27 protein-coding genes are annotated in these 26,777 nt (G+C 31.3%); 4 read left to right on the top strand and 23 right to left on the bottom strand.

Going from position 1 to position 26,777, the window contains the following annotated elements:
• Positions 1 to 100 precede the first annotated feature (100 nt).
• The 7 genes from rplA to glmM form a co-directional block, all read right to left on the bottom strand.
• The gene (rplA, locus tag J2Z39_RS03035) at positions 101 to 811 is read right to left on the bottom strand and encodes a 50S ribosomal protein L1 (RefSeq protein WP_117521124.1); all 711 of its coding nucleotides are present in this window, start codon (positions 809 to 811) and stop codon (positions 101 to 103) included.
• 38 nt (positions 812 to 849) lie between these two features.
• Complete coding sequence (gene rplK, locus J2Z39_RS03030; protein WP_117521122.1) at positions 850 to 1,278, bottom strand: 50S ribosomal protein L11; 429 nt, start codon at positions 1,276 to 1,278, stop codon at positions 850 to 852.
• Between the two features lie 62 nt (positions 1,279 to 1,340).
• Positions 1,341 to 1,943: a transcription termination/antitermination protein NusG gene (nusG, locus tag J2Z39_RS03025; RefSeq protein ID WP_117521120.1), complete on the bottom strand. Its 603-nt coding sequence runs from the start codon at positions 1,941 to 1,943 to the stop codon at positions 1,341 to 1,343.
• Between the two features lie 7 nt (positions 1,944 to 1,950).
• Positions 1,951 to 2,142, bottom strand: coding sequence for a preprotein translocase subunit SecE (gene secE, locus J2Z39_RS03020; RefSeq protein ID WP_117521118.1), 192 nt, complete (start codon positions 2,140 to 2,142; stop codon positions 1,951 to 1,953).
• A 9-nt stretch (positions 2,143 to 2,151) separates the two neighbouring features.
• Entirely contained in the window at positions 2,152 to 2,301 is a 150-nt protein-coding gene (gene rpmG, locus J2Z39_RS03015) for a 50S ribosomal protein L33 (protein WP_117521116.1), read from the bottom strand.
• Positions 2,302 to 2,375: 74 nt separating this feature from the next.
• Positions 2,376 to 2,693 (bottom strand): aspartate 1-decarboxylase (aspartate alpha-decarboxylase), encoded by a 318-nt coding sequence (locus tag J2Z39_RS03010; protein WP_209813731.1) that lies wholly within the window; start codon positions 2,691 to 2,693, stop codon positions 2,376 to 2,378.
• Positions 2,690 to 4,039 carry a phosphoglucosamine mutase gene (gene glmM, locus J2Z39_RS03005; RefSeq protein ID WP_209813729.1) on the bottom strand — a complete coding sequence of 450 codons (1,350 nt, stop codon included), beginning with the start codon at positions 4,037 to 4,039 and terminating at the stop codon, positions 2,690 to 2,692. Before glmM ends, J2Z39_RS03010 begins: the two co-directional genes overlap by 4 nt.
• Before the next feature lie 132 nt (positions 4,040 to 4,171).
• On the opposite strand from glmM, the gene J2Z39_RS03000 reads away from it, so the two are divergent.
• The gene (locus J2Z39_RS03000; protein WP_209813727.1) at positions 4,172 to 5,596 is read left to right on the top strand and encodes an aldehyde dehydrogenase family protein; all 1,425 of its coding nucleotides are present in this window, start codon (positions 4,172 to 4,174) and stop codon (positions 5,594 to 5,596) included.
• Positions 5,597 to 5,638: 42 nt separating this feature from the next.
• Here the strand turns inward: J2Z39_RS03000 and J2Z39_RS02995 are convergent, their stop codons facing one another.
• From J2Z39_RS02995 to J2Z39_RS08590, 9 genes are all read right to left on the bottom strand, one after another.
• Positions 5,639 to 6,319, bottom strand: a complete 681-nt coding sequence (locus J2Z39_RS02995) for a phosphoribosylaminoimidazolesuccinocarboxamide synthase (RefSeq protein WP_117521109.1) — start codon at positions 6,317 to 6,319, stop codon at positions 5,639 to 5,641.
• Positions 6,320 to 6,329: 10 nt separating this feature from the next.
• A complete protein-coding gene (gene purM, locus J2Z39_RS02990) occupies positions 6,330 to 7,349 on the bottom strand; it encodes a phosphoribosylformylglycinamidine cyclo-ligase (protein WP_117521107.1) in 1,020 nt (339 codons plus the stop codon).
• Positions 7,349 to 7,825 (bottom strand): 5-(carboxyamino)imidazole ribonucleotide mutase, encoded by a 477-nt coding sequence (gene purE, locus J2Z39_RS02985; RefSeq protein WP_209813725.1) that lies wholly within the window; start codon positions 7,823 to 7,825, stop codon positions 7,349 to 7,351. The genes purM and purE overlap by 1 nt, the downstream gene beginning before the upstream one ends.
• Before the next feature lie 9 nt (positions 7,826 to 7,834).
• Positions 7,835 to 9,286: an IMP dehydrogenase gene (gene guaB, locus J2Z39_RS02980; protein WP_117521103.1), complete on the bottom strand. Its 1,452-nt coding sequence runs from the start codon at positions 9,284 to 9,286 to the stop codon at positions 7,835 to 7,837.
• A complete protein-coding gene (locus J2Z39_RS02975) occupies positions 9,283 to 14,178 on the bottom strand; it encodes a phosphoribosylformylglycinamidine synthase (RefSeq protein ID WP_209813723.1) in 4,896 nt (1,631 codons plus the stop codon). The genes guaB and J2Z39_RS02975 overlap by 4 nt, the downstream gene beginning before the upstream one ends.
• 11 nt (positions 14,179 to 14,189) lie before the next feature.
• On the bottom strand, positions 14,190 to 15,695 hold the full coding sequence (gene purH, locus J2Z39_RS02970; protein WP_117521099.1) for a bifunctional phosphoribosylaminoimidazolecarboxamide formyltransferase/IMP cyclohydrolase: 1,506 nt from the start codon (positions 15,693 to 15,695) through the stop codon (positions 14,190 to 14,192).
• Positions 15,683 to 16,237: a phosphoribosylglycinamide formyltransferase gene (gene purN / locus J2Z39_RS02965; protein WP_209813721.1), complete on the bottom strand. Its 555-nt coding sequence runs from the start codon at positions 16,235 to 16,237 to the stop codon at positions 15,683 to 15,685. Before purN ends, purH begins: the two co-directional genes overlap by 13 nt.
• Positions 16,234 to 17,577, bottom strand: coding sequence for an amidophosphoribosyltransferase (gene purF, locus J2Z39_RS02960; RefSeq protein ID WP_117521095.1), 1,344 nt, complete (start codon positions 17,575 to 17,577; stop codon positions 16,234 to 16,236). The genes purN and purF overlap by 4 nt, the downstream gene beginning before the upstream one ends.
• Positions 17,578 to 17,638: 61 nt before the next feature.
• Positions 17,639 to 17,764: a hypothetical protein gene (locus J2Z39_RS08590; RefSeq protein ID WP_281063085.1), complete on the bottom strand. Its 126-nt coding sequence runs from the start codon at positions 17,762 to 17,764 to the stop codon at positions 17,639 to 17,641.
• 90 nt (positions 17,765 to 17,854) lie between these two features.
• Between J2Z39_RS08590 and J2Z39_RS02955 the strand changes: the two genes are divergently transcribed.
• Together J2Z39_RS02955 and rsmI are read left to right on the top strand one after the other, a co-directional pair.
• Positions 17,855 to 18,559, top strand: coding sequence for a tRNA1(Val) (adenine(37)-N6)-methyltransferase (locus J2Z39_RS02955; protein ID WP_117521093.1), 705 nt, complete (start codon positions 17,855 to 17,857; stop codon positions 18,557 to 18,559).
• Positions 18,560 to 18,569: 10 nt separating this feature from the next.
• Entirely contained in the window at positions 18,570 to 19,394 is an 825-nt protein-coding gene (gene rsmI, locus J2Z39_RS02950; RefSeq protein ID WP_117521091.1) for a 16S rRNA (cytidine(1402)-2'-O)-methyltransferase, read from the top strand.
• Positions 19,395 to 19,419: 25 nt separating this feature from the next.
• On the opposite strand, the gene J2Z39_RS02945 is transcribed toward rsmI, so the two are convergent.
• From J2Z39_RS02945 to J2Z39_RS02935, 3 genes are all read right to left on the bottom strand, one after another.
• Complete coding sequence (locus J2Z39_RS02945; protein ID WP_209813719.1) at positions 19,420 to 20,412, bottom strand: NAD(P)-dependent oxidoreductase; 993 nt, start codon at positions 20,410 to 20,412, stop codon at positions 19,420 to 19,422.
• Positions 20,413 to 20,490: 78 nt separating this feature from the next.
• Positions 20,491 to 20,673, bottom strand: a complete 183-nt coding sequence (gene rpsU, locus J2Z39_RS02940; RefSeq protein ID WP_117521087.1) for a 30S ribosomal protein S21 — start codon at positions 20,671 to 20,673, stop codon at positions 20,491 to 20,493.
• A gap of 53 nt (positions 20,674 to 20,726) precedes the next feature.
• Positions 20,727 to 21,062 carry a histidine triad nucleotide-binding protein gene (locus J2Z39_RS02935; protein WP_117521085.1) on the bottom strand — a complete coding sequence of 112 codons (336 nt, stop codon included), beginning with the start codon at positions 21,060 to 21,062 and terminating at the stop codon, positions 20,727 to 20,729.
• Between the two features lie 189 nt (positions 21,063 to 21,251).
• Here J2Z39_RS02935 and J2Z39_RS02930 point away from each other — a divergent pair, with 189 nt between their 5' ends.
• The gene (locus J2Z39_RS02930; protein ID WP_209813718.1) at positions 21,252 to 21,458 is read left to right on the top strand and encodes a hypothetical protein; all 207 of its coding nucleotides are present in this window, start codon (positions 21,252 to 21,254) and stop codon (positions 21,456 to 21,458) included.
• Between the two features lie 367 nt (positions 21,459 to 21,825).
• Here the strand turns inward: J2Z39_RS02930 and mtaB are convergent, their stop codons facing one another.
• The 4 genes from mtaB to grpE all read right to left on the bottom strand — a co-directional run bounded on the left by mtaB (position 21,826) and on the right by grpE (position 26,767).
• The gene (mtaB, locus tag J2Z39_RS02925; protein WP_209813715.1) at positions 21,826 to 23,133 is read right to left on the bottom strand and encodes a tRNA (N(6)-L-threonylcarbamoyladenosine(37)-C(2))-methylthiotransferase MtaB; all 1,308 of its coding nucleotides are present in this window, start codon (positions 23,131 to 23,133) and stop codon (positions 21,826 to 21,828) included.
• Positions 23,133 to 24,242, bottom strand: a complete 1,110-nt coding sequence (gene dnaJ / locus J2Z39_RS02920) for a molecular chaperone DnaJ (protein WP_117521079.1) — start codon at positions 24,240 to 24,242, stop codon at positions 23,133 to 23,135. Before dnaJ ends, mtaB begins: the two co-directional genes overlap by 1 nt.
• 109 nt (positions 24,243 to 24,351) lie before the next feature.
• A complete protein-coding gene (dnaK, locus tag J2Z39_RS02915) occupies positions 24,352 to 26,169 on the bottom strand; it encodes a molecular chaperone DnaK (RefSeq protein WP_117521078.1) in 1,818 nt (605 codons plus the stop codon).
• A gap of 13 nt (positions 26,170 to 26,182) precedes the next feature.
• A complete protein-coding gene (gene grpE, locus J2Z39_RS02910; RefSeq protein WP_209813713.1) occupies positions 26,183 to 26,767 on the bottom strand; it encodes a nucleotide exchange factor GrpE in 585 nt (194 codons plus the stop codon).
• Positions 26,768 to 26,777: the final 10 nt, after the last annotated feature.

Genomic DNA, 26,777 nt, shown 5'->3' with positions numbered 1-26,777 from the left:
TCCCACCTATACGCAATTATTAAACATTACTGTCTGCGTAGTCTTTGGTAGCCTGTTTATTTGACTATGATATTATATCACAAAAATTAATTTTTGCAAATTATTTTTCAACTAAATCCATTGCTCTTTGTGGAGATAGTTTTACACCAGGACCCATTGTTGATGAAATTGTAACAGATCTAAGATATCTACCTTTTGCTGCTGCTGGTTTTGCTTTAACAATAGCTGTAAGAAGAGCACGAATATTTTCTGCAAGTTTTTCTTCACCAAATGAAATTTTTCCTGTTGGAACTTGGATAAGATTTTCTTTATTTGTTCTATACTCTACTTTACCAGCTTTGATTTCTTTAATAGCTTGTGTTACATCCATTGTAACTGTACCAGTTTTTGGATTTGGCATTAATCCTTGAGGTCCAAGTATTCTAGCTACTCTACCTACTGTTGCCATCATATCAGGTGTTGCAATAACAACATCGAAGTCTAACCAATTTTCCTTTTGGATCTTTTCTGCTAGCTCTTGTCCACCTGCGTAATCTGCTCCTGCAGATATAGCCTCATCAATTCTATCTTCTTTTACGAAAGCAAGAATTTTTTGTGTTTTACCTGTTCCATGTGGAAGAATGATTGTTCCTCTTACTTGTTGATCAGCATGACGGCTATCAACACCAAGCTTTAAGCTAAGTTCAACAGTTTCATCAAAATTAGCCTTTGCTGATTTTTCTACAATTTCTAATGCTTCTTCTAGTGCGTATTCTTTAGTAGAATCATAAGCTTTCTTTGATTCTAAATATTTTTTTCCTCTTTTTGCCATTTAATTCCTCCTTGTGGTTAAACGAGTCTCCTCTCCCACTAATCTTCTACAGTAACTCCCATGCTTCTACATGTTCCAGCTATCATACTTACAGCTGCATCTAGGCTTGCTGCATTAAGATCTTGCATTTTTGTTTTTGCAATTTCTTCAAGTTGGCTTCTTTTAATAGTTCCAACTTTATTCTTATTTGGTTCTCCTGAACCCTTATTAAGTTTGATAGCTTTTTTGATTAATACTGGTGCTGGTGGTGTTTTAGTAATAAATGTAAAGCTTCTATCCGTAAATACTGTAAGCTCTACCGGTATAATCATTCCAGCTTGGTCTGCTGTTTGTGAATTAAATGCTTGTACAAAGTCCATAATATTAATTCCGTGTGGACCTAATGCTGTACCTACTGGTGGTGCTGGAGATGCTGCTCCTGCTGGTACTTGTAATTTAACTACTGCTTGTACTTCTTTATCTGCCATAATTTACCTCCTTGTGGTCATATCGGGGGATTACCCTCCCACTTTTTCTAGCAGTTTAAAAACTAAATTGTCTCTATATCTGTAAATTCAAGGTCTATAGAAGTATCTCTACCAAAAATATCTACAAATGCTTTGATGCTTTGTTTTTCTTTGTCTACTTCTGTAACCTTTCCCACAAAATCCTTGAAAGGACCTGCAATAATATTTACGTCATCTCCTACAGCTACATCTATATCAAGAATTGGCTTCTTTTCCTTAACACCAAATTTTCTAACTTCATCTGGTGTAAGTGGAACAGGTTTTCTATCTGGTCCTACAAATCCTGTAACTCCTTGGGTATTTCTAATAATGTACCAAGATTTGTTTGTAACATTCATCTTGACCATTACATAGCCTGGGAATAACTTTCTAGTTTTTACTTTTTTCTGATCATTTTTAACTTCTACATATTCTTCTGTTGGTACTGTAACATCTATGATATCAGGGTTTTGCTCATTATCGATCATTGATCTGATTTTATCGCATACTCTGTTTTCATAACCTGTGTAGGTATGTACCACATACCATTTTACTTTATCACTAGAATCTGTAGTTTCTTCTAGAGTGTCTTCTACAACATCTGCTTTTTCTTCTAAAGGTTCGTTTTTATCAAAAGAATCTGTCATTTGACACCTACAATTTTATTAAGAAATTTACTAGGTTTGCAAATATAAATCTATCCAATATCCAGATTAAAACTGCAGTTATAGCACTTATTACTATTACTAATAATGCATATTCTAAAGTAGTACTTTTATCTGGCCATTGAATTTTTTTACGCTCCTTTTTGACAGAAGTGATAAATCCTTCTTCTTTTTTAGCCATTATTTGCTCCTATTTTGTTTCTCTATGAACTGTATGTTTTTTACAGAATGGACAATACTTTTTTAGCTCAATTCTTTCTTGATGAGTTCTTTTATTTTTTGTAGTATCATAGTTTCTGTTTTTGCATTCAGTACATTCTAATTTTACTTTATCTGCCATTAAAACACCTCCTATTAATATACGGATAATTCCTACAAGTGATAATAATACCACCTTAAAAGTCACTTGTCAACTTATTTTCCCTCTAATTTTTTATAAAATAATATACGTTTTTTTACAAGAAATTCTCTTATATCATCTAAGTCATGGTTAGAAAAACATTGATCTTGATAGTTTAGCAAGATATCTTCAATGTCAGGTAAAATATATACACCTTCATCAAACATCTTACCAAGATAAATATCCTCCCTATCATAATAAACTTCTGGAGGATAATCATCAAGTTTACTAGTATCAAAAACTATAAAGCTATCATTAGAATATACCTTATCATTAACTACGAGTACTCTTTCTTTCGGATTGATTTCTCTTCCAGTTTTATAATCTCTCATTTAAGACAAAGACCTTCTTCATCTATAGAAGCTACTATTTGCTCACAAGATGCTTTTGCAATATCATCTGTCTTAGCTTCAACCATTACTCTTATAAGTGGTTCTGTTCCACTTGCTCTTACCAAAACTCTACCAGAATCTCCTAATTGATTTTCTATATCTTTGATAGTAGCATTTACCTTTTCATTACTTAATGTAAGTTCCTTATCTTTAACTTTAACATTTATTAATTCTTGTGGATAGATTATTAGATCACGAGATAAAGATTTTAGATCTGTTTTTTGGTCTATCATGGCTTCCATAATTCTTAAAGATGTAAGAATACCATCTCCTGTATTTGCATATTTTCCAAATATAATATGCCCAGATTGTTCACCACCTAATTCATAACCATTCTCATCCATTGATTGATGAACATATTTATCTCCCACTGCAGTTTTAACATAAGCAATATTTAGATTATCTAAAGCTTTATACAAACCTATATTACTCATAACCGTTGTTACAACAGTATTAGATGGGAACTTATTCTCGTCTTTCATATGTTTTGCACAAATATAAAGTATAGCATCACCATCTATGATATTTCCATCAGAATCAACAGCTATACATCTATCAGCATCCCCATCAAAAGCAAAACCTACATCAAGACCATTTTCTACTACAAATTTTTGTAATACCTCTATATGTGTTGAGCCTGCCTCAACATTTATATTGTAACCATCTGGTCTATCATTAATAACATAAGTATCTGCCCCTAAGGCATCATAAACTGGTTTTGCAATTGTAAAGCTTGCTCCATTTGCGCAATCAAGTCCTACTTTGATTCCTTCAAATGATTTATCTACTGTTTGAATTAAAAAAGCTATATATCTATTACGTCCTCCTATAAAGTCGACAGTCCTACCTATCTTATCCCCTACAGCAAGATCTATATCATTAATATCACTATCAATATATGATTCAAGTTTTTCCAAGAAGTCATCTTCCATTTTTTCACCTTCAGAGTTGATAATTTTAATTCCATTATCATAGTATGGATTATGACTTGCTGTTATCATAACACCACAATCAAAATCTTCGCTTCTAGTAATATATGATACAGATGGAGTTGTTGTAACATGAAGTAAGTGAGCATTAGATCCAGATGATGTGATGCCAGCTGCTAGAGCATCTTCAAACATATATGATGATCTTCTAGTATCCTTACCAATAACAATTTTTCCATTATAACCATTATCTTTTGAAAAGTAATTACCTAAAAATCTTCCGATTTTAAGAGCATGATATACATTAAGTCCCTTATTTGCTTCTCCCCTAAAACCGTCAGTTCCAAAATATTTCATATTACCTCCTAATATTTTAAATATGTATGACTAATTTGACTTATGGTAATATTATACACTTATAAATCTTTACAAAAAATGTAGTTATTTAAAAAACCTTATTCGGGTAAAAAATAAAATAGAGGTGATATTATGAATTTAAATGAACTAAAAAGTGATAAGTTTTATATAAACGGTAAATACATTAATAGCGATAGTGGTGAATATATAGATGTAGAAAATCCTGCTACAGAAGAAGTGATAGGTAAGATTCCTAGTGCTAATGAAGAAGATATTAATAAAGCTATAGACGCAGCTTATGATGCATTCCCTGCTTGGTCAAATACAAATCTTGATGAAAGAATAGAATATGTAAAAAAATTAAACGAATGGATAAAAGAACATTCTGATGATTTTGATGAAGTAATATTAGAAGAGCTTGGTATACCTAGTCATATAGGCCATGGCTCCCAAGTTGGTAGTCAAATAAATAGAATAGACACCTATATTGAACAAGTTAAAAATATAGACCTAGAAATTCCTATGGAAGGTGGATTCGTACTAAGAGAACCTCTTGGAGTTGTAGCTTCTATTACTCCGTGGAACTATCCATTAGGACAAATCGTTCAAAAAGTTATACCTGCCCTACTATCTGGATGCACAGTTGTCCAAAAACCAGCAACTATTACCCCACTTACAGCTTACCTATTTACCAAGGCTATAGATGAAGCTGGATTTCCAAAAGGAGTATTTAATATAATAACAGGTAAGGGATCAGATGTTGGAGATATACTAAATAGACATCCAAAGGTGGCTATGGTTTCCTACACTGGATCTCTAACAGGTGGAGCCCAAGCTGGCGCTGCCGCAATGGAAACTGCAAAAAGTGTAGTATTAGAATTAGGCGGTAAATCCCCTGCTATATTTATGAAGGGCGCTAATATAGAGACCGGTGTAAAACAAGTATTAGATACAGTTTATAGAAATGTTGGACAAACTTGTTCATGTTTATCCAGAGCTATAGTAACTGAAGATATTTACGATGAAGTTGTTGAAGAGTTTATAGAACAATATAAAAATTATCCAGTGGGTGATCCAAAAGATGAGTCAACTGTAGTAGGACCTCTTTCAAGTAAAAAACAATTTGAAAAAGTATGCTCATATATTAAAAAAGGTATTGATGAAGGAGCAAAGCTAATTTGTGGTGAAGTTCCTAAAAAAGAAAAGAAGGGTTATTATGTAAAACCTGTGATTTTTACAAATGTTAAAGCTGGTATGACTATACACGATGAAGAGATATTTGGACCAGTTCTATCAATTATAAAAGTAAAAGATAAATCAGAAGCTATAAATGTAGCAAATGCAGTAGATTATGGTCTATCATCAGCAGTATTTGGTGAAGAAAAAGAGGCTTTAGAAATTGCAAAGGAAATAGATGCTGGTGAATGCTATGTAAACACTAGTGGTCATGGCTCTAATTTACCATTTGGTGGTTATAAACAATCCGGACTAGGACGTGAAGGCGGTATATTTGGTTTGCTAGAATATTACCAAACAAAAGCTATATATAAAGATTAATTCAAATAAGAATGGCTCCCAATTGGGAGCCATTTTTTTATACTAACCTAGCATTATTTTTTCAAGTTCAAGTGGTTCAATGTATTGATCACCTTTGTATGCTCTCATATTTCCACCTGAAATTTCATCTATTAGAGCTACCTTGCCATCTGCTAATCTACCAAATTCAAATTTGATATCGTATAAGTCAAGATCTTTTTTAGCTAACTCTTCTCTAACTATTTCTCCAATATTTAATGCTAAATCTTTTAGTTCTTCATATTCTTCTTCTGTCATAATATTTAGAAGAACTAGGGCATCTTTAGTTATAAGTGGATCTTCTCTATCATCATCTTTTAATGTAATTTCTACATATGGATCAATTTTTGTACCATTTTCTATATACTTTCCATATCTTCTAATAAAAGATCCTACTGCATAGTATCTAACTATAACTTCTACGCCTTCGCCGAATACTTCTGCTTTTTTTACAACTGCTTCGTTTTTATCTAAATCAGCTGATACAAAGTGAGTTGTAAGTCCCTTATCATTTAGCTTTTCATAAAAGAATTTAGTCATAGCTACTGCTTGATGGCCAGCCCCTTCCATAGTAAGGCCAACACTATTTGCGCCTGGATCAAATACACCATCATTTCCAGTTACATCATCTTTAAACTTCAATAAATATTCTTCATCATTTAATTTATAAACGTCTTTAGTTTTTCCTGTATATACTTTTTCCATTATTATCTCCTTAATATTTAATGCTAATTTCCTTGTTACCTTTAATAACTTTTCCTATCGTTTTTGCTTCTTTTCCTAAGACTTCTAAAACTTCTTTTTCATCTGTAGGATCTACAAACACTACCATACCTATTCCCATGTTAAAAGTATGATACATTTCATCAATATCTATATTTCCCCATTGTTGAATTTTAGTAAATATCGGATCAATTTTAAAATTACTTAGGTCAAATTCTACTGACAAATCATCTTTTAAAACTCTAGGCACATTTTCATAAAGTCCACCGCCTGTTATATTGGCAATAGCTTTTATATCAAATTTTTCTGTAAGATTCTTAATTTCTTTGGCATATATTTTTGTAGGTGTTAATAGCTTTTCTCCTATAGTTTTTTTATCATCAAAACTATCACTTAATGATATATTAGCTTGATCTATACTAGCTCTTACTAAAGAAAAACCATTACTATGGAGACCAGAAGAATATAAACCAATTGCTATATCACCTTCTTTCAATTTTTCTCCTGTAATTATTTTATCTTTATCAGCTAAACCTACCGCAAATCCTGCAAGATCATAGTCATCTTCACTATATATACCAGGCATTTCAGCAGTCTCTCCACCTATTAAGGCAGCCTCTGATTGTAAACAACCTTCAGAAACGCCCCTAACTAAATCTGCCATTTTTTCCGGATTAAGTTTACCTGTTGCTATATAGTCTAAGAAAAATAAAGGTCTTGCACCTTGGCAAATAATATCATTTACACACATAGCAACACAATCTATTCCTACTGTATCGTGCTTATTCATTTGCATAGCAAGTTTTATTTTTGTGCCAACCCCATCAGTACCACTAATTAATACTGGCTTTTCTATCCCAGATAAATCTGGTGCAAAAGCACCTGCAAATCCACCTATATTTGCAAGCACTTCTTTACCATGTGTTTTTTTCACTATTTGCTTTATAAGCTCTACTTCCTTGTATCCCTTATCTTTATCTACGCCAGCATCCTTATATGTGAGTTTTGCCATTATATTTCCTCAAGATTTTTATCATCTTCAATAACTTTATCTAACATTTCTTTTTTGTAATCATTTAATTTTTGTGATAAGTTTTCATCTGATAAAGCTAAAATTTGAATTGCTAATAAAGCAGCATTGTCGCCACCATTTAAAGCAACAGTCGCTACTGGTACACCCTTTGGCATTTGAACCATTGATAACAAAGCATCTAGACCTGATGTATTACTTCCACCAACTGGTAAACCTATAACAGGTTTTATTGTCATACCTGCCATAACTCCAGCTAAGTGAGCTGCCATACCTGCTATTCCTATATAAACTTTTGTATCATCTTTTCCCATTGTCTCTTCCAAAACATTTAAGGCACGGTGGGCAGATATTACTGACACCTCATAGTCAATATCAAATTTTTTTAATATTTTAGTAACTTTCTTTGCAACTTCTATATCTGAAGCTGAACCCATTATAACTCTAACATCTGTCATTTTATCCTCCTATCTTTTTGTGTAGTTTGGTGATTCTCTAGTAATTGTAATATCATGTGGGTGATTTTCTATTAATGAAGCTGGTGAGATTCTAATAAATTTAGCTTTTTCATAAAGTTCATTTAAATCTTTACTTCCTACATAACCCATACCAGATTTTAGTCCACCAAGTAGTTGGTAAACTACTTCTCCAACTGGCCCTTTGTAATCTACTCTGCCTTCTACACCTTCTGGGACATATTTTTTAGTATTTGTTTGGAAATATCTATCTCCTGATCCATCTTTCATTGCAGATAGTGAACCCATTCCACGATATTCCTTATATTGTCTACCTTCAAATAGAATTGTTTCTCCAGGAGATTCTTCAGTCCCAGCAAATAAAGATCCAGCCATTATAACAGATGCCCCACAAGCGAGAGCTTTTGTAATATCTCCAGAATACTTAATACCACCATCAGCTATTACAGGTATATCATATTTTCTAGCTTCATTGACACAATCTATTATAGCTGTTATTTGTGGTACTCCTATACCAGTTACTACACGAGTTGTACAAATTGAACCTGGACCTATACCAACTTTTACTGCATCAGCTCCAGCTTTTATTAAATCTCTTGTTGCTTCGGCTGTAGCAATATTTCCAGCTATAACTTGTAAATCAGGATATTTTTCTTTAATTTCTTTAATAGATTTTAATACATTTTTAGAATGACCATGAGCAGTGTCTACAGTGATTACATCTACATTAGCTTTTACTAAAGCATCTACTCTTTCAAACATATCATTAGTAATACCTACGGCTGCTCCAACTAAAAGTCTATTATTTTCATCTCTAGCTGAATTTGGATATTGCTTGGACTTCTCTATATCTTTTATTGTTATAAGTCCTTTTAATTTATAGTCATCATCTACTATAGGAAGCTTTTCTATTTTAGCAGATTCCATAAGTTTTATAGCTTCATCCATCTTGATTCCTTCATAACCTACTACAAGATTTTCACTGGTCATGATACCATCAATTTCAACATTTAGATCGTCTTGGAATCTTACATCTCTATTAGTTAGAATACCTTTTAGATACATATCCTTATCGACTATAGGCACACCAGATATTCTATAGTTTTTCATTATATCTAGAGCATCTTGCAATAGATTATCTGGATGAAGATAAAAAGGATCTGTAATAACTCCATGTTCAGATCTTTTAACTACATCAACTTGTCTAGCTTGCTCTTCTATAGACATATTTTTATGGATAATACCTATACCACCTTGTCTCGCCATGGCTATAGCCATTTGTGATTCTGTAACTGTATCCATACCTGCTGACATCATTGGTATATTTAATTTAATTTTTTTTGTTAAGTAGGTTGTTGTTTCTACTTCATTTGGTAATACTTCAGATGGTCCTGGTACTAGTAAAACATCATCAAATGTTAATCCTTCTCCTAAAAATTTCATATATTTTCCTTTCTAAAATAATTAACTGCGTTTTCAAATATATTTTCTCTTTTTACATCATAAACATTTTTAAATAAGTCATCATCTATTCTTTCAGCATGTCCCATTCTTCCTAAAATTTTGCCATCTTTTGAAAGAATACCTTCTATATTATAGTTTGATCCATTTGGTGATGACTCATATACTGAAAATACTTGGTCATTTTCTAAAAGTTCTTTTAATTTTTCTTCACTAACAATAAATCTTCCTTCACCATGAGAAATAGGTATTCTATAAGTTTGATCTAAGTCAACTCCAAGAGTCCAAGGACTATTATTTGTTAAAGTTTTTGTATTTACAAAAGTAGCTATATGACGTGAGCTAGTATTGTTCGTAAGTGTAGGATCTTCATCTTCTGGTATAAGAACTTTCCCATATGGTAATAGTCCTGTTTTTACTAGAGCTTGGAATCCATTACATATACCTAATATTAATCCGTCATTTTCATCTAATAAATAATCAATTGCTTTAGAAATTTTCTCATTACGAAGGATATTTGCTAAGAATTTAGCTGATCCATCTGGTTCATCTCCTAAAGAAAATCCTCCAGGTATAACAAATATTTGAGATTTTCTAAGTTCGTCTTCTAAAAGATCTATAGACTCATTAATATCTTCTTCATTTTGATTTTTAAATACCAATATATTTGTTTCAGCTCCAGCTTTTTTAAAAGCTTCTTGAGTGTCCCATTCACAATTAGTTCCAGGTGCTGCTAATATTAATGCTCTTGGTTTATCTACTATTTTCTTTGATTTCAATTTTCTAGTAACTTTATTGTTTTTTAATTCTTGATATTTAATTTCTTCATATCCTGGGAAAATTTCATCTAAGCTATGGATATATGACTCATATAGTCTATCTTCTTCTAATTTTTCCCCATTAACTATAATGTCTTCGCTAAAATTACCTATACTTTCAATGTAATCACGATCATTTTTATATTCAACGACAAATGAACCATACATCGGATTATATAAGTTATCATATTCTAAAGTAAATCCAGTATTTCCAATAGCTTGTTCGTATATATTTGCTAATAGTCCTTTTCTATCAAGAGCAATAGCTGAAATTATATTACCTTCTCTAATATCTCCTATAAGATTTTTATAATTTTCTTCTAACTTATCTAGATCTATAGTTCCATCTTTCTTATAATCAGCTTTTATAATACCAAGCTTACCTTCACCTTTTAAGTCATTAGTAATTATGTTTTCAACATCTTCAGTAGTTACTGCAAAAGATATTAATGTAGGTGGAACTTTAATATCTTCAAAAGTACCGCTCATACTATCCTTACCGCCTATAGGTGGCATACTAAAATGATTTGTCACTTCAAAGGCTCCTATTAAAGATTTTAATGGCTTTGACCAAGCTTTACTATTATCCATCTTTTCATAGAATTCTTGGAAAGATAATCTTATTTGATCTAAGTCTGAACCTATAGCAACTAGTTTAGATATAGATTCTATTACTGCGTAATATCCACCTAAGTATTGACTGCCACTAGATAAAGTTGGATCAAAACCATAGCTCATTAGTGAAGCTGTTTTTGAAACCCCTTCTTCTACTGGTATTCTTGCTGACATTACTTGTGCTGGGTTTAGTAGTTTATGCCCTCCTAATGGATTTAAAACAGTATTTCTACCAACAGATGAATCAAACATTTCTATTAGATTTCTTTTTGATGCTATATCAAGGCTAGATACTTTTTCATAGAATTTATTTGGATCATCATCTTTTACTGTAAGAAGTTCTGGCACAGTTTCACTTACCACATCCACGTCTTCATATCTACCTGCACCATTAGTATTTATAAAGTCATAGGAAAGCTTAGCAATGACTTCATTCTCATAGTACATGCTCATTGTATTGTCACTAGTTACCTCAGCCACTTCTGTAGCTTCTAAGTTTTCTTCTTTGGCATACTTCATAAATAAATCTTTATCATCTTTATCTATTACAACTGCCATTCTTTCTTGAGACTCTGAAATTGCAATTTCAAATGGTTTAAGCCCTTGATATTTTAATGGGACTTTATCTAAATGAATATCAATACCATCAGCAAGCTCTCCTATTGCAACTGCAACTCCTCCAGCACCGAAGTCGTTACATTTTTTTATAAGCTTAGCAGCTTCTGGATTTCTAAATAATCTTTGGATCTTACGTTCTTCTGGTGCATTACCTTTTTGAACTTGAGCTGATTCTGTTTGTATAGAAGTTACTTTGTGGGATTTTGATGATCCTGTTGCTCCTCCTATACCATCTCTACCCGTCTTTCCTCCAAGAAGTATTACGATATCACCTTCTTTAGGATCGAGTCTTTTTACATTTTCTGCAGGTGCAGCAGCTATAACCGCTCCACACTCCATTCTCTTAGCCTTATATCCTTCATGATAAAACTCATCTATAAGACCTGTAGCAAGCCCTATTTGATTACCATAAGAAGAATATCCATGAGCAGCCTCATTGGTAATTTTGGATTGAGCAAGTTTTCCTTTTAAAGTATCTTTATAATCTTCTTTTATATTAGCTGCCCCTGATAATCTCATAGCTTGATATACATAGGCTCTTCCAGAAAGTGGATCTCTGATTGCTCCACCTAAACAAGTTGATGCACCTCCGAAAGGTTCTATTTCTGTAGGGTGATTATGAGTTTCATTTTTAAACATAAGTAAATAGTCTTCTAGAGATTCTTTTCCATCTTTAAGAACCCTAACTTTTGTATAAATGGAGCAGGCATTAATCTCACTAGATACTTCCAGATCATCAAAGTTATCATTTTTTCTCATATACTTAGAAAGAATTGTACCAAAACTCATCAAATTTATTGGCTTTTTAATATCTAAAACTCTTCTCATCTGTAAGTATTTTTCAAATGAATCCCTTATAGCCTCATCTAAAAGAGTTGCTGTATCAAATTCTATATCTAAGAATGTATTAAATGTTGTATGTCTACAGTGGTCTGACCAATAAGTATCCAAAATTTTTATCTCAGTTTCATCAGGATCACGATTTTCTTTCTTGAAGTAATCCCTTACCAATTTGATATCATCTAGGCTCATTGCCATAGAATTTTCTTCTAAAAATTCTCTTAATTGTTCATCTTTATATTCTCTAAAGTTATAAAAAGTAATATTTTCTAAATTTTTATTATTTTTGACTTTTAAGGTAGTCGGAATTCCTATAAGGCTAACTTGTTGGGAATCTACTGGATTTATTAAAAAATCTTCTATCTTTTCTATATCACAATCTTTAACACCCGATAATTCATAAACGGTAGAGGCTTTAACCGCTAATTCATTATCTTCTATTATTAGAAGAGATGTATCAATAACTCCTTTTTCTCTAGGATTAAATTGCCCTGGCAAGTATTGACTTACAATAGTTTTCTTAAAAGATTCTTGTAAATTAATAGCATCATCAAAAGCATATACTTCATCTACTGGAGCTTCTGATAAAACTGTATATAAAATCTTTTTAAGATTATCATCACTAGTTTCAATATCATATCTGTTATATATTTTGATATCTTCTATGTCTATATCTAATGTATTTTTTATCTTAGTTTTAAGATTATGTGACGCAAAATCAAATTGATCTTTGCGTTTTACATAAACCCTTTTTACTGATGGACCTATATCCGTTCTATAGTATTTATTATCAAAATTTATTCTATCAACATCTTGATAAACTTGGCTAATAGCTTCATCAAAATTATAAGACGTAGAAACTATATTTAACACTCTACCGGCAGAAGTTAATAATTTTCCATTCTCTTCTTTAGTACCTGCATGATAAATAATTGAATTAATCCCACTATCAATGCTTATTTCTTTATTAGTTTCATAACTTTTTGGATATCCCTCAGATGCTAATACCAAGCAAACTGCCTTTTTATCGTTTATTTTAAGATCAATATCTTTAAGATTTTTTTCTGAAGTTGACATTAATAATTCTAATAGGTCATTGTCTATAAGTTCTAAAACAACTTGTGTCTCTGGGTCTCCAAATCTTACATTAAATTCTAAAACATAGATACCTGTTTCATTTATCATAAATCCTATAAACAAAACACCTCTATAATCTATATTTTCTTGGTTAAATCCTTTTAGTATTTTTGGCAATATATCTTCACTAATTTTTTCTTTATAGGCTTCCGCTTCTATATTTGGAGCATAGGTTCCCATACCCCCTGTGTTTGGACCTAACTCTTTATCATATATTTTTTTATGGTCTTTACTAGTTGGTAGTGGAATTATAGTTTTTGAGTCTGTTAGACAAAGAAGGCTCATTTCAAAGCCGTCAATATATTCTTCTATAACTATATCTTTATCTTTGGCAAAAATATCATCTATAAATTTAACAAGTTCCTCATTATTTTCAATAATATATACGCCCTTACCTGCTGCTAGACCATCCCTTTTTAAAACAACTTTATTATTTTTTTCTAAAAGATCTTTTGCAAAATTAATTGCCTCACTTTTATCATCTGTCTTTAGATAAGAAGCTGTATTTATATCATATTTATTTAAAAATTCTTTTGTGAAACCCTTACTTGATTCAAATCTTGATGCGCTTTTATTTACACCAAATATCTTAAGATTATTTTTTTCAAATTCATCTACTATGCCTTCACACAAAGGCAACTCTGGTCCTACTATTGTAAAGTCTATACTATTATTTTTTGCAAAATCTACTAATTCTTCTATTTCATCTACTTGAATATCAACATTTTCCCCTGTTGAAGAAGTACCTCCATTTCCTGGAGCAAAATAAATTTTTCTATTTTTACTTGCAATTTTCTTACCCAGAGCGTGCTCACGACCTCCTGAACCAATAATTAATATATTCACTAATACTCTCCTTAATGTTTAAAATGACGAGACTTGCTAAATACCATGCTCATATTATATTCATTACATTTATCAATAGAATCTTTATCCCTTATAGATCCGCCTGGCTCTATTATTGAACTTATTCCCATCTCATGAGCAAGTTCTACAGTATCTGAAAATGGGAAAAAGGCATCTGATCCTAATACAGCTCCAGTAAAATCTCTATCCTTAAAGTGGTCTCTTATAGACTCAAGCGCCCATACTCTTGATTGTTGTCCTGCACCACACCCTAGTGTTTTCATATCTTTTGCAACTACAATAGCATTGGATTTTACATATTTTACAACTTTCTGAGCAAATAATAAGTCTTTAATTTCTGCCTCATTTGGCTTTTTATTTGTTACAATTTCAACTTCATCTTTACCAAAATCTTTACCTTGGATTAGCACTTTCCCATTTAGGTATCTAATTTCTTCTTTAACTGTCTCATTGTCAAAGTTAACTCTTACGAGTCTTACATTTTTCTTTTGTGTTAATATCTCTAAAGCTTCATCAGTAAAGTCACTAGCCGCAATTATCTCTAAGAAAATTTCATGCATTTTGCTAGCTGTTTTTCCATCAACAATACCGTTTACTGCAACAATACCACCAAATATTGATTGGCTATCACATTCAAAAGCCTTAGTGTATGAATCGTATATATCAGATCCAACAGCTACACCACATGGAGATTGGTGTTTTAGAGCTACAACTGCTTTTTCTCCTAATTCTTGAGCTAATTCTAAAGCTGGATTTAGATCGTTATAGTTGTTATAACTCATTTCCTTACCATGGATTACTTCTATATTTTCCATAAGGCCTTTTACAAATGGATCATTGTAAAGTGCTGCTTCTTGTCCTGGATTTTCTCCGTATCTTAAATCACTTTCTTTTTCAAAACCATAAGTTTTATACTTGCCCTCTTCGCCTATTAATTTTGAAAAATATCTAGCGATAATAGAATCATAAAAAGCTGTAAGATTATAAGCTTTCATAGCTAATTTTTGTCTATATAAAAGATCTATTTCATCATTTTTAAGTCTTTCCAAAAGCTCATCATAATCAGCTGGATCTGTTACTATTAGGACATCTTTATGATTCTTAGCTGCAGATCTTACCATAGAAGGACCGCCAATATCTATATTTTCTATAATATTATCTGGATTACCTTTTTCTAAAGCTTTTTGGAATTCATAAAGATTTACAACGACTATATCAATTGGTTTTATATTATGTTCTTTTACTGTATTTACATGATTTTCATCATCTCTCTTATAAAGAATACCACCGTGAACGTATGGAGAAAGTGTCTTTACTCTACCTTCTAAAATTTCAGGAAAATTTGTTATTTGATCTATTTCAATAGCTTCTATTCCTGCGTCATTAATCTTTTTATATGTACCACCAGTAGATACAATTTCTACTCCTAAATCTTTAAGTCCTTTAGCTAATTCCTCTATACCTGTCTTATCTGTAACTGATATTAATGCGCGCACTCTTCTTCCTCCAACTTTCTTATTACTTCCCTTAGCGTTTTATGTTCTGCTTTTAAAACTTCTTTACTGATTTCTTCAGCACTCGTGCATTTACTTATATCTACTTTTTTTTGTAGTATTATATCTCCATCATCGAGATTTTCATTTACATAATGAACTGTGACTCCACTTATCTTTTCCTTATTATCAAATACTGCATTATGAACATTCATCCCATAAAATCCCTTGCCTCCATATTTAGGCAATAGTGACGGATGGATATTTATAACTGTAAATTCATCTAATATCTTTTTACTAACTTTTACTAAATATCCTGCAAGCACTATTAGATCAATATCATATTTTTTTAATGTATCAATTATTTCATCATCATCTTTACTTATCAGACACCTTATATTATTAGATCTTGCGTATTCTAATCCTTTAGCATTTTTATTTGATACGACTATATTAATTTGACTTGTAAAATATTTAGTATTTTGAGCATCTATTAGAGCTTTTAGATTGGTTCCTGTGCCAGATATAAATACCGCTAAATTCATAAATCTTCCTCATCTATAGGATAATTACCAGTAAAACAAGCTTGACAATAACTACTTGGCTTATCAACTAATTGCATCATATTTTTAAGACTGATAAATTCTAAGCTATCTGCTCCAATTTGCTTTCTTATTTCTTCTATACTTAATTTTGAAGCTATAAGCTTATCTTTATCTGGTGTATCTATACCATAATGACAAGGATACTTGAAAGCAGGTGAGCTAACTCTAAAATGTACTTCCTTGGCTCCAGCCTTTCTCATTCTTTTAATTAGCTTAGCACTAGTAGTACCTCTAACTATTGAATCATCTACTAAAACTATCCTCTTGCCATCTATAACGGATTTTTGTGGATTTAATTTTAGCTTTACAGCTAGATCTCTTTCTTTTTGACTAGGCTTTATAAAAGTTCGACCCATATATCTATTTTTAACTAAACCTGCTGCAAAAGGTATACCAGCTTCTTGTGCAAAACCTATAGCAGAAGGTGTACCCGAATCAGGGACAGGGCAAATTAGATCTGCATCTATAGGTGATTGCCTATATAAAACTTCACCACAAGCTCTTCTAAACATATAAGAATTGACATTTCCTATGTTAGCATCTGGTCTAGCAGTATAAATTGATTCAAATATACAATGTTTTTGTTCTATATTCTTTTTTGATGGATAAGACTTAATACCATTATTATCTATAACTACTATTTCTCCTGCTTCGATATCCCTATAATTATCAATATCTAATATCTCTATAGCAGGATTTTCGCTAGCCACAATTGCAGTATCGTCATTGCTTCCTATCATTAAAGGCCTAAAACCATAATAATCTCTAAAGGCAACTATCTTATCTGGCATACAAAGAATGCAGGAATATGCTCCTTTTATAATATCCATAGTTTTTCTAATAGCACTAACTATATCATTCTCATAATATCTAGTTATCAAAAGTAAAATCAATTCGCTATCTGTATGAGTATGAAAAGCAACTCCTTTTCTCTCATTCTTGTCTTTTAAAAGATTATAATTAACCAAATTACCGTCATGTGCTATAGAAAACTCATTATTTTTTGAGAAGCTAACTAATGGTTCTATATTATAATCCATGTTACATCCTTCACTAGAAGATCTAACATGTCCTATCCCGATTTTGGAATTATTATCCACAGTTTGATAATCACTCAATACATCATTTACTAATCCCATTCCCTTTATTCTATTTAAGCTATTCCCGTCTGAAAAAATTACTCCAGCGGAATCTTGACCCCTATGCTGGATAGTACTTAAAGAATAATAGAGTTTTTGTGAGACATCTTCATCAGATTTAATACCTACAACTCCGCTCATAACTTTTATTACCCCTCCTTGCTTTATCAAATTAAACTAGTGACACTAAAAAAAGAGAACCCTAGACAGGGCTCTCTTTTATGTCATGGCAAACGTATTTATTTGGAAATTTTAATTTTTTGATAAAGGCAAGGATTGCGTGTAATGGACAGATGAATACATCTTTAATATTAAAAATAAGTTCCATATTACCCCTCCTTCAATCCCTAAAAATAATTTATAATATATTATTATAAAGATTTTTATAAATATTTCAAGCCTATGTTATAATATTTTTATGGATAAGTTAGATTACATACCAAAAACAAATATAAAAATGATACATAAAAATAAATCTTATAGCTTTGGCATAGACTCAATTCTTCTACTAGATTTTGCCAAAATGAAAAGAGATAAAAAGCTAGTAGATATTGGGAGTGGATCAGGTATTTTAAGCCTTGGAGCTAGTGCCTACTACAATCCTCAAAAAATATATGCCATAGAGATTCAAAAAGAGAAAGCAGATTTACTAATTAAAAATTTAGATTTAAATAAGATTAAAAATATAGAAGTAATAAACGAGGACCTAAATACAGTAAACTTAGGGGTTAATAATATAGATTACATCATAACTAATCCTCCATATTATAAAATAAATGATAATATAGGAAACAAAAGTGAAGAATTTTTAATATCCAGGCAAGAAAAATATTTAACATTAGAAAATATTTTTAATTTTGCAAATAAAACTTTAAAAGACAAAGGAAAATTATTTATGATTCATAAGCCTGAAAGAATGATAGATATTCTTTCTAAATCAAATAATTTAAAACCTAAGAGAATAAGATTTGCCTCATCTACATTTGATAAAAAACCTCAATTTATTCTTATAGAATTTGTTAAAAATGCTAAAGATGGTTTAAAAATAGAAGATCCTCTTATAATTTATGAAAATGGCTCCTATAGCCATGAAGTTAAAAAAATAAATGGGATAATTAATTAGAGGAGTTATGATGGATTATTCAATTTATTTTATACCAACACCAATTGGAAACCTTGAAGATATAACAATTCGTGCCATAAATATCTTAAAAAAAGTAGATATTATAGCCTGTGAAGATACTAGAGAAAGTAAAAAATTACTAGATTATTACGATATAGATAAGCCTCTTACTAGCTATCACAAATTTAATGAAATGTCCAAGGGAAAAGATATTATAGAAAATGTCAAGACTGGAAAAACTTATGGAATTATAACAGATCAAGGTATGCCAGGCATTTCCGATCCAGGTCACATATTAATAAAAAAATGTATAGAAGAGGAAATATCTTATACAATTTTGCCAGGGGCAAGCTCACTTATTACTGCCCTTGTAGGTTCAGGTCTTGATAATAATAAATTTTCTTATTATGGTTTTATACCTAAAAAAAATTCTGATAAAAAAGATCTTTATAATAAGCTAGAAATAGAAGAAAATACATCTATAATTTTTGACACACCCCATAATTTAGAAAATACTATAAGCGATTTTAAAGAAATTTTCCCTGAAAGAAAGCTATGTATAGCAAGAGAACTCACTAAAAAATTTGAAGAATATCTGCTATATGATATTAATAAAATAAATATTGCTGATATCACTCTTAAAGGTGAATTTGTATTGATACTTTCAGGTAAGGTTATTACAAATAATGAATCCTTAGAGGATTATAAAGATGAAATAAAATTGTTGTTAGAAGAAGGCAAAAAAACCAAAGATATTAGTAAGATTATCAAAGATAAAAGTAGTTTTTCAAAAAATGAAATTTATAATTATATTATAAGCTTACAAAAAAATTAGGAAATAGAATATAAATATCTATCTCCTAATTTTTATTTATTCTATTCTTACTATCTCCAGTTTCTAAGACTTCTTTTACAGAATCTAAAGATAAATAAACTTGATTTTTTATAGCAGTTTTTGTAAAAAATGCTATATGATTAGTAATAATTATATTCGGATTTGATAATAATCTATCAAAAATATCATCATCATATGATGGATTTTTATGAGTAAATATACCTGTTTCATTTTCATAAACATCCAGAGCTACTGACTTTATCTTCCTACTATCAACTGCGTCTAATAAATCTTTAGTATTTACTAGACCGCCTCTAGCAATATTTACTAAATAAGATCCATTTTTCATTTTTGAAAATGCTTTCTTATCAAATTGATGATAATTTTCGTCTACTAGAGCAGAATGGATAGTGATAATATCTGATTTTCCTAAAAATGCATTAAAATCATCTACAAATTCCACTGTATTTCTTGCATATCCTTTAGGATGTGGAGTATATGATATTACCTTAGCTCCCATAGCTTTTAAACTTTGAGCAACCAAAAATCCAATAGTACCTAAGCCATAAATACCTACAGTCTTATCTCTTATACTTTCTCCTAAAATTTCATCTGTAAATCTAAAATTTTTATTTTCTATATTTCTACTAATTTTATTATCATTTTTTAATAGTTTTAATATAGACATTATAGTGAATTCTGCTATAGATTCTGGAGAATAATCTGGAGTATTAGTAATTACAAGACCCGATTCATTTGCTTTATCTAAATTAATTTTATCAAATCCAACAGATGTTAAAGCAATTTGCTTTATATCTTGATCAGCTATCTTCTGATACATATCTTCTTCTAACTCTTTTATAGTAGTAAGAACTAAGCCATCATAAGCTGATAATTTTTCAATTTCTTTATAGTCAAACTTATTACTAGATACTTCTACTTCTATATTATTATCTTTCTCCCATTCTTTAATATATTCAATGGCTTGAGGAAAGGGTTTATAATAAATAAATTTCATGTAAACCTCCTTATTATAATAATATAGTTACCCCTTTTAACAAAATAAAAAAGAACCCTAAGGTTCTTTAAACATAAATTATTTGTTTTTTCTGTTTTTTCTTTTAGCAGCGTCATTTTTCTTTTTTCTTACAACGCTTGGTTTTTCGTAGTGTTCTCTTTTTCTGTATTCAGAAAGTACACCGGATCTTGCGCATTGTCTTTTAAATCTTTTAATTGCACTATCGATTGATTCATTTTCTCCAACTCTGATTTCTGTCATCTCTATCCCCCCTCTCGTATAACACAAAATTTTTTCAGATTCTAGTAAGCAAATCAGCCTGGTGGCCAGTTAAATGATCTGCCGCCTAATACATGAAAATGCAAGTGAGGAACACTTTGTCCCCCGTCTTCGCCGATATTAGTAACAACTCTGTAAGATTCTAGTCCTTTTTCTTCTGCAAGTCTTTTTATAGACTTCATAATATGAGCTATAAGAGCACTGTCACTATCTTCGAGCGTAGCTAAACTTGTTATGTGCTTTTTTGGTATAACAAGAAAATGGATAGGTGCTTGTGGATCTAAATCTTTGAATGCAATTATTTGATCATCTTCGTAAATTGTGTCAGATGGTATATCTCCATCTACAATCTTACAAAATACACAATCCATACTTCACCCCCATTGCTATATATAATACCACATAAAAAAAACTCAGTCAATAAAAATATTGAGAAATGAACGTTTTTTAATAAACTTTTTTATAATTGGTAAGCATATAAGATAAGAAAAAAGAAAGGATCATGAAATTTTTATTATTAGGAGCAAATAGTGGCGTAGCTAGTAAAATTACTAAGATACTTGATAAAAAATAAGGCAGACTTTACAGCAAGCGTAATAGATGAAAAAAAACTAAGCAACCTTAAAGATAGTAATATAGATGCTAAGCCGATAGATGTTGCTAATGACTCTACAGATGATACGGCTAAAGACTATAAGGACTATGATAAAGTCTTATTTTCAATAGGAACAGCTGGAAAATATTATTCTGAAACTACAATAATGTAGATCTAAACGGAGCTATTAAATCTATGATTGCTGCTAAAAAGATAGGAGTTAAACATTACTATATGGTACTACTTGGAATTATTCAAAAGTAGCAGTAGATAATCCAGATTATTCTATTAAAACCTACACTATCGCTAAGAACTATGCAAATTTATACCTAAAAAATAAATCTGGATTGACCTATACAATCATCCACAAATCTACATTAAACTATAAACCAGGCCAAGAATCTATTGAAGTTTAGATTCATATTCAAATTCGTTCTTTTGAGTTAATATAAAAAATACTATATTTCTCTTACGACTATACTAAGCCTCCCTACACAAGGTAATTACTAGCTTAACTAAAATATCATATTAAATATAATTTAATTATATATTTTTATTATATTCCCAACTAATTCTTCATCCAAAGTACCAGTAACTTTTATATCTACTATAGTATTAGCTGGAATATTCTCTTTAACATTTACCTTTAAATAATTAGTAGAATATCCTCCACTATATCCTTTAAAATCAGATTTTGATTCTATAAGTACTGATAGAATTTGATCTAGTTGCTTTTCTAAAAACTCTATTCTATTTTTCTCTTCTACCTTTTCTAAATCGTGTAGTCTTTCTCTTTTGATATTACCATTTATTTGATCACCCATCTTAGCAGCCCTAGTACCTTCACGAGGTGAGAATTTAAATAAATGTGTTTTAGAAAATTTGATTTCTTCGACAAAAGACATAGTTTGCTTATGATTTTCTTCTGTTTCGCCAGGAAAACCTACTATGATATCAGTTGTAATACCAGCATTTGGGAAAACTTCTCTTATCAAATTTACTTTTTGTTTAAAGATAACTGTATCATACTTTCTATTCATAGCCTTAAGTATATCATCTGATCCTGATTGTAATGATAAATGGAAGTGGTCGCAAGCCTTACCTGTAGCTTTCATTCTTTCTAAGAAATTGCGGCTAATATGACGAGGCTCCATAGATGATAGCCTTATTCTTTCTATGCCATCAACTTTTGCAACTGCTTCAATAGCATCTATTAAGCTTATATCTTCATCAAAATCTTTTCCAAAGCTTGATACATGTATGCCAGTAAGTACTATCTCCTTAAATCCATTTGCTGCTAGTCTTTTAGTTTCCTCTACTATATCTCCAATACCACGACTTACTATGTTGCCCCTAGCATAGGGAATAAGGCAGTATGAGCAATACATATTACAACCATCTTGAATTTTAAGGTACGCCCTTGTCATTTCTGTTTGATTTGAAATCTGTAACTCTTCAAAGCTTTTTGTCTCACTTGGAGCTATGATCTTATCTCTTACATTTTTGTTTTGTAAAATATCCTCACAAAGCTCCACTACACTTTCCTTATTTCTAGATCCAAGTACTATATCAACACCATTAATTTCAGCCACTTCTTCTGGTTTCACTTGAGAATAGCAACCCATAACAGCAATCACTGCATCTGGGTTGTCACGACGAGCTCTGGATATCATTTGCCTACTTTTTCTATCACTCATATTTGTAACAGTACATGTGTTTATAACATAAATATCAGCATTTCTTGCCTGTCTTTGATATCCCTTTTCTAAAAATAGCTCTTCAACTGCTTCTGATTCATACTGATTTACTTTACATCCTAGAGTTATTATATTAAACGTACTAGCCATTATTCAAAGAAGTCCTTGAGTTTAGATAAGAACCCTTTTTGATGATTAGAAACTTCTTCCCCTAGAGTATTTGCATAAGTTTCTAAAGCATCCTTTTGTTCTTTATTTAATTTAGTAGGAGTTACAACTTTTACATAGAAATAAAGATCACCTGTTCTTTTTGTTCTTCCGTCAGTAATTCCTTCTTTTTTTAGTTTAAACTTAGTACCTGTTTGAGTTCCTTCTGGTATATCAAATTTTCTGGTTTCCTTTAAAGTTGGAATTTCTATTTCTCCTCCAAGAGCAGCAGTTGTAAATGATATAGGCATATCATAATAAATATCTAATCCATTACGTCTAAATATTTCATGATCTTCAACTTCCATTATTACATAAAGGTCACCATTTGGACCTCCATTTTCACCTACATTACCCTTATTTGAAATCCTAATTACATTATTAGATTCTACACCTGAAGGAATATCAATTTTAATACGCTCGGACTTATATATAGTTCCCTCACCATGGCAAACTTTACATGGATCATCTATAATCTCACCGCTACCATTACATTCTCTACAGGTAACAGTCCTACTAATTCTTCCTAAAGGTGTTTGGCTTACTTCATTAACAACACCTCTTCCTCCACAAGTTTCACATGTATGGATAGAACTTTTATCTTTTGCACCTGTTCCACTACAAGTTTCACATTCTACTTCTCTTCTTACTTGTATCTCTTTACTTACACCAAAAGCAGCTTCTGCAAAACTAAGTTTAATAACTTGCTGAATATCACTTCCTTTTCTGGGACGATTAGACTGACTAGCTCCACCGCTAAATAAGTCAGAGAATATATCTCCAAATATATCTCCAAATCCGCTAGAAAAATCACTATAGCCTGCTCCACCGTTTTCAAAAGCAGCCTCGCCATATCTATCATATTGAGCTCTTTTTTCTTTATCCGATAAAATTTCATAACTTAAAGTAGCTTCTTTAAATTTTTGCTCTGCTTCTTGATCACCTGGATTTAGGTCAGGATGATATTTTTTAGCAAGTTTTCTATACTCTCTTTTAATTTCTGCATCTGTGGCGTCTTTAGATACGCCTAGTACTTCATATGGATCTTGCATTTTTCCTCCATTTACACTTAAAAAAAGCTATTTCACATTGAAATAGCTTTTTAATTTTATTTAATTTATTATACTCCGATTAAATTTCTTTGCTATTATAAATCAAATATTATTCTTCATCGTCATCTATAACTTCATAGTCTGCATCAACTACATCATCCTCTGAGCCTTCTGCTTGACTACCTTCGGCACCTGCACTAGCTTGATACATCTTTTCACTCATTGAGTAAATTTTCTCTTGTAGCGCCTCTGTTTGGGATTTGATTTGTTCTGCATCATTTGTTGCAATTGCATCTTCTAGTTTTTTAATTTCTGCTTCGATTTCATCTCTTTCAGCACCCTCTATATTTGCTTCATCAAGAGTTTTGCGAGCTTGATATACTAGACTTTCTGCATTATTTTTTGCATCAATATCTTCTTTTTTCTTTTTATCTTCTTCAGCAAATTGTTCTGCTTCTTTTACTTTCTTATTAATTTCATCTTCGCTTAGATTGGATGATGAAGTTATTGTGATTTTTTGTTCTTTTCCAGAGCCTTGATCTTTTGCTGTTACATTTACAATACCATTGGCATCTATATCAAATGTAACTTCAATTTGTGGAACTCCACGTCTTGCTGCTGGGATTCCTGTAAGTTGGAAACGTCCAAGTGTTGTATTATCTGCGGCCATTTCACGTTCACCTTGTACAACATGGATATCTACTTCTGTTTGTCCATCTGCTGCAGTTGTAAATACTTGTGATTTCTTTGTTGGAATTGTAGTATTTCTTTCTATAAGTTTTGTTGCAACTCCACCTAGTGTTTCGATACCTAATGATAAAGGTGTAACATCTAGAAGTAATAGGTCTTTTACTTCACCTGTTAGTACACCGCCTTGAATTGCTGCACCTAGCGCTACTGATTCATCAGGGTTTATATCTCTTTGTGGTTCTTTACCTATTAAGTTTTTAACTAAGTCTTGAACTGCAGGAATTCTTGTAGATCCACCTACTAATAATACTTTATCAATATCACTTGCAGAAAGACCTGCATCTGATAATGCATCTTGTACTGGTTTTTTAGTTTCATCTACTAAATCTTTTGTCAATTCATCAAATTTAGCTTTTGAGACTGTTATATCTAAGTGAACTGGTTGACCGTCTACAGCTGTAATAAATGGTAAGTTTACATTACTTGTAGTAGTTGATGATAGTTCTTTTTTAGCTTTTTCAGCAGCATCCTTTAATCTTTGCATAGCTGTTAAATCTTTTGTAAGATCTACACCGTTTTCTTTTTTAAATTCATTTGCTAAATAATCTACAAGTTTATTATCAAAGTCATCCCCACCAAGTCTATTGTTACCACGTGTTGAAAGTACTTCAAATACTCCATCACCAACTTCTAGGATGGAAACATCAAATGTACCTCCACCAAGGTCATAAACCATAATCTTAGATTGGTCACTTTCTTTATCTAGCCCATAAGCAAGTGAAGCTGCTGTTGGCTCGTTGATAATTCTATCTACATTAAGTCCTGCAATCTTTCCAGCATCTTTTGTAGCTTGTCTTTGAGCATCTGTAAAGTAAGCTGGTACTGTAATTACTGCGTTTGTTACTGTATCGTTAAGATATTTTTCAGCATCTGATTTTAGTTTTTGTAAAATCATTGCAGAAATTTCTTCTGGAGAATATTTTTTACCATCAATTTCTGCTGTTTTATAATCAGAACCCATTTCTCTTTTAATAGAAGAAATTGTTCTATCTGGATTTGTAATTGCTTGTCTTTTTGCAGTTTCACCTACAAGTCTTTCCCCATCTTTAGAAAATGCCACAACTGATGGTGTAGTTCTATTACCTTCGCTGTTTGGAATTATAACTGGACTTCCACCTTCCATAACAGCTACTGCTGAGTTTGTTGTACCTAAGTCAATTCCTATAATTTTTGCCATACTAATAAGCCTCCTATTTTGCCACTTTAACCATAGCTGGTCTTATAACTTTATTGTTTAATTTATATCCTTTTTGGAATGTTTCAATAATATGATCACTTTCAACCTTATCAGAATCTTCTGCTAAAACAGCTTGATGAATATTTGGATCAAATAAACATCCATCAGATTCAATAAGCTCAAGTCCTTCTTTTTCTAAAACTCTTATCATCTCATCACGAGTCATTACTATTCCCTTAACAAGTCCATCTTCAGGATCTTGATCTTTTAGTGCTCTATCAAAGTTATCTAAAACTGGTAAGAGTTTTTCAACTAGATTACCTACAGCATACTTTTTGAAATCAGCCTTTGAAGCCTCTTCCCTTTGTTTATAATTAGTAAAATCTGCTAGTAGTCTTTGATATTTATCTTTAAATTCATTGAAATCTTCTTCAATAACATCATCATTTAGATCAGAAGAATCATAGCTTTCATCAATAATTTGATCTTCATCATCAACAATTTCACCATCAATAAATTCTTCATCATCTTCTAAATTCTCATCTATAATGTCTTCATCATCAATCAGGTTTTCATCATTTTTATTTTCTTTATCCACGATTGCGCCC

Origin of the sequence: Anaerococcus nagyae (genome assembly GCF_017874535.1) — a bacterium.
In the GTDB taxonomy this organism is placed as follows: Bacteria; Bacillota; Clostridia; order Tissierellales; family Peptoniphilaceae; genus Anaerococcus; species Anaerococcus nagyae.
This window is presented reverse-complemented; position numbering and strand designations above follow the sequence as displayed.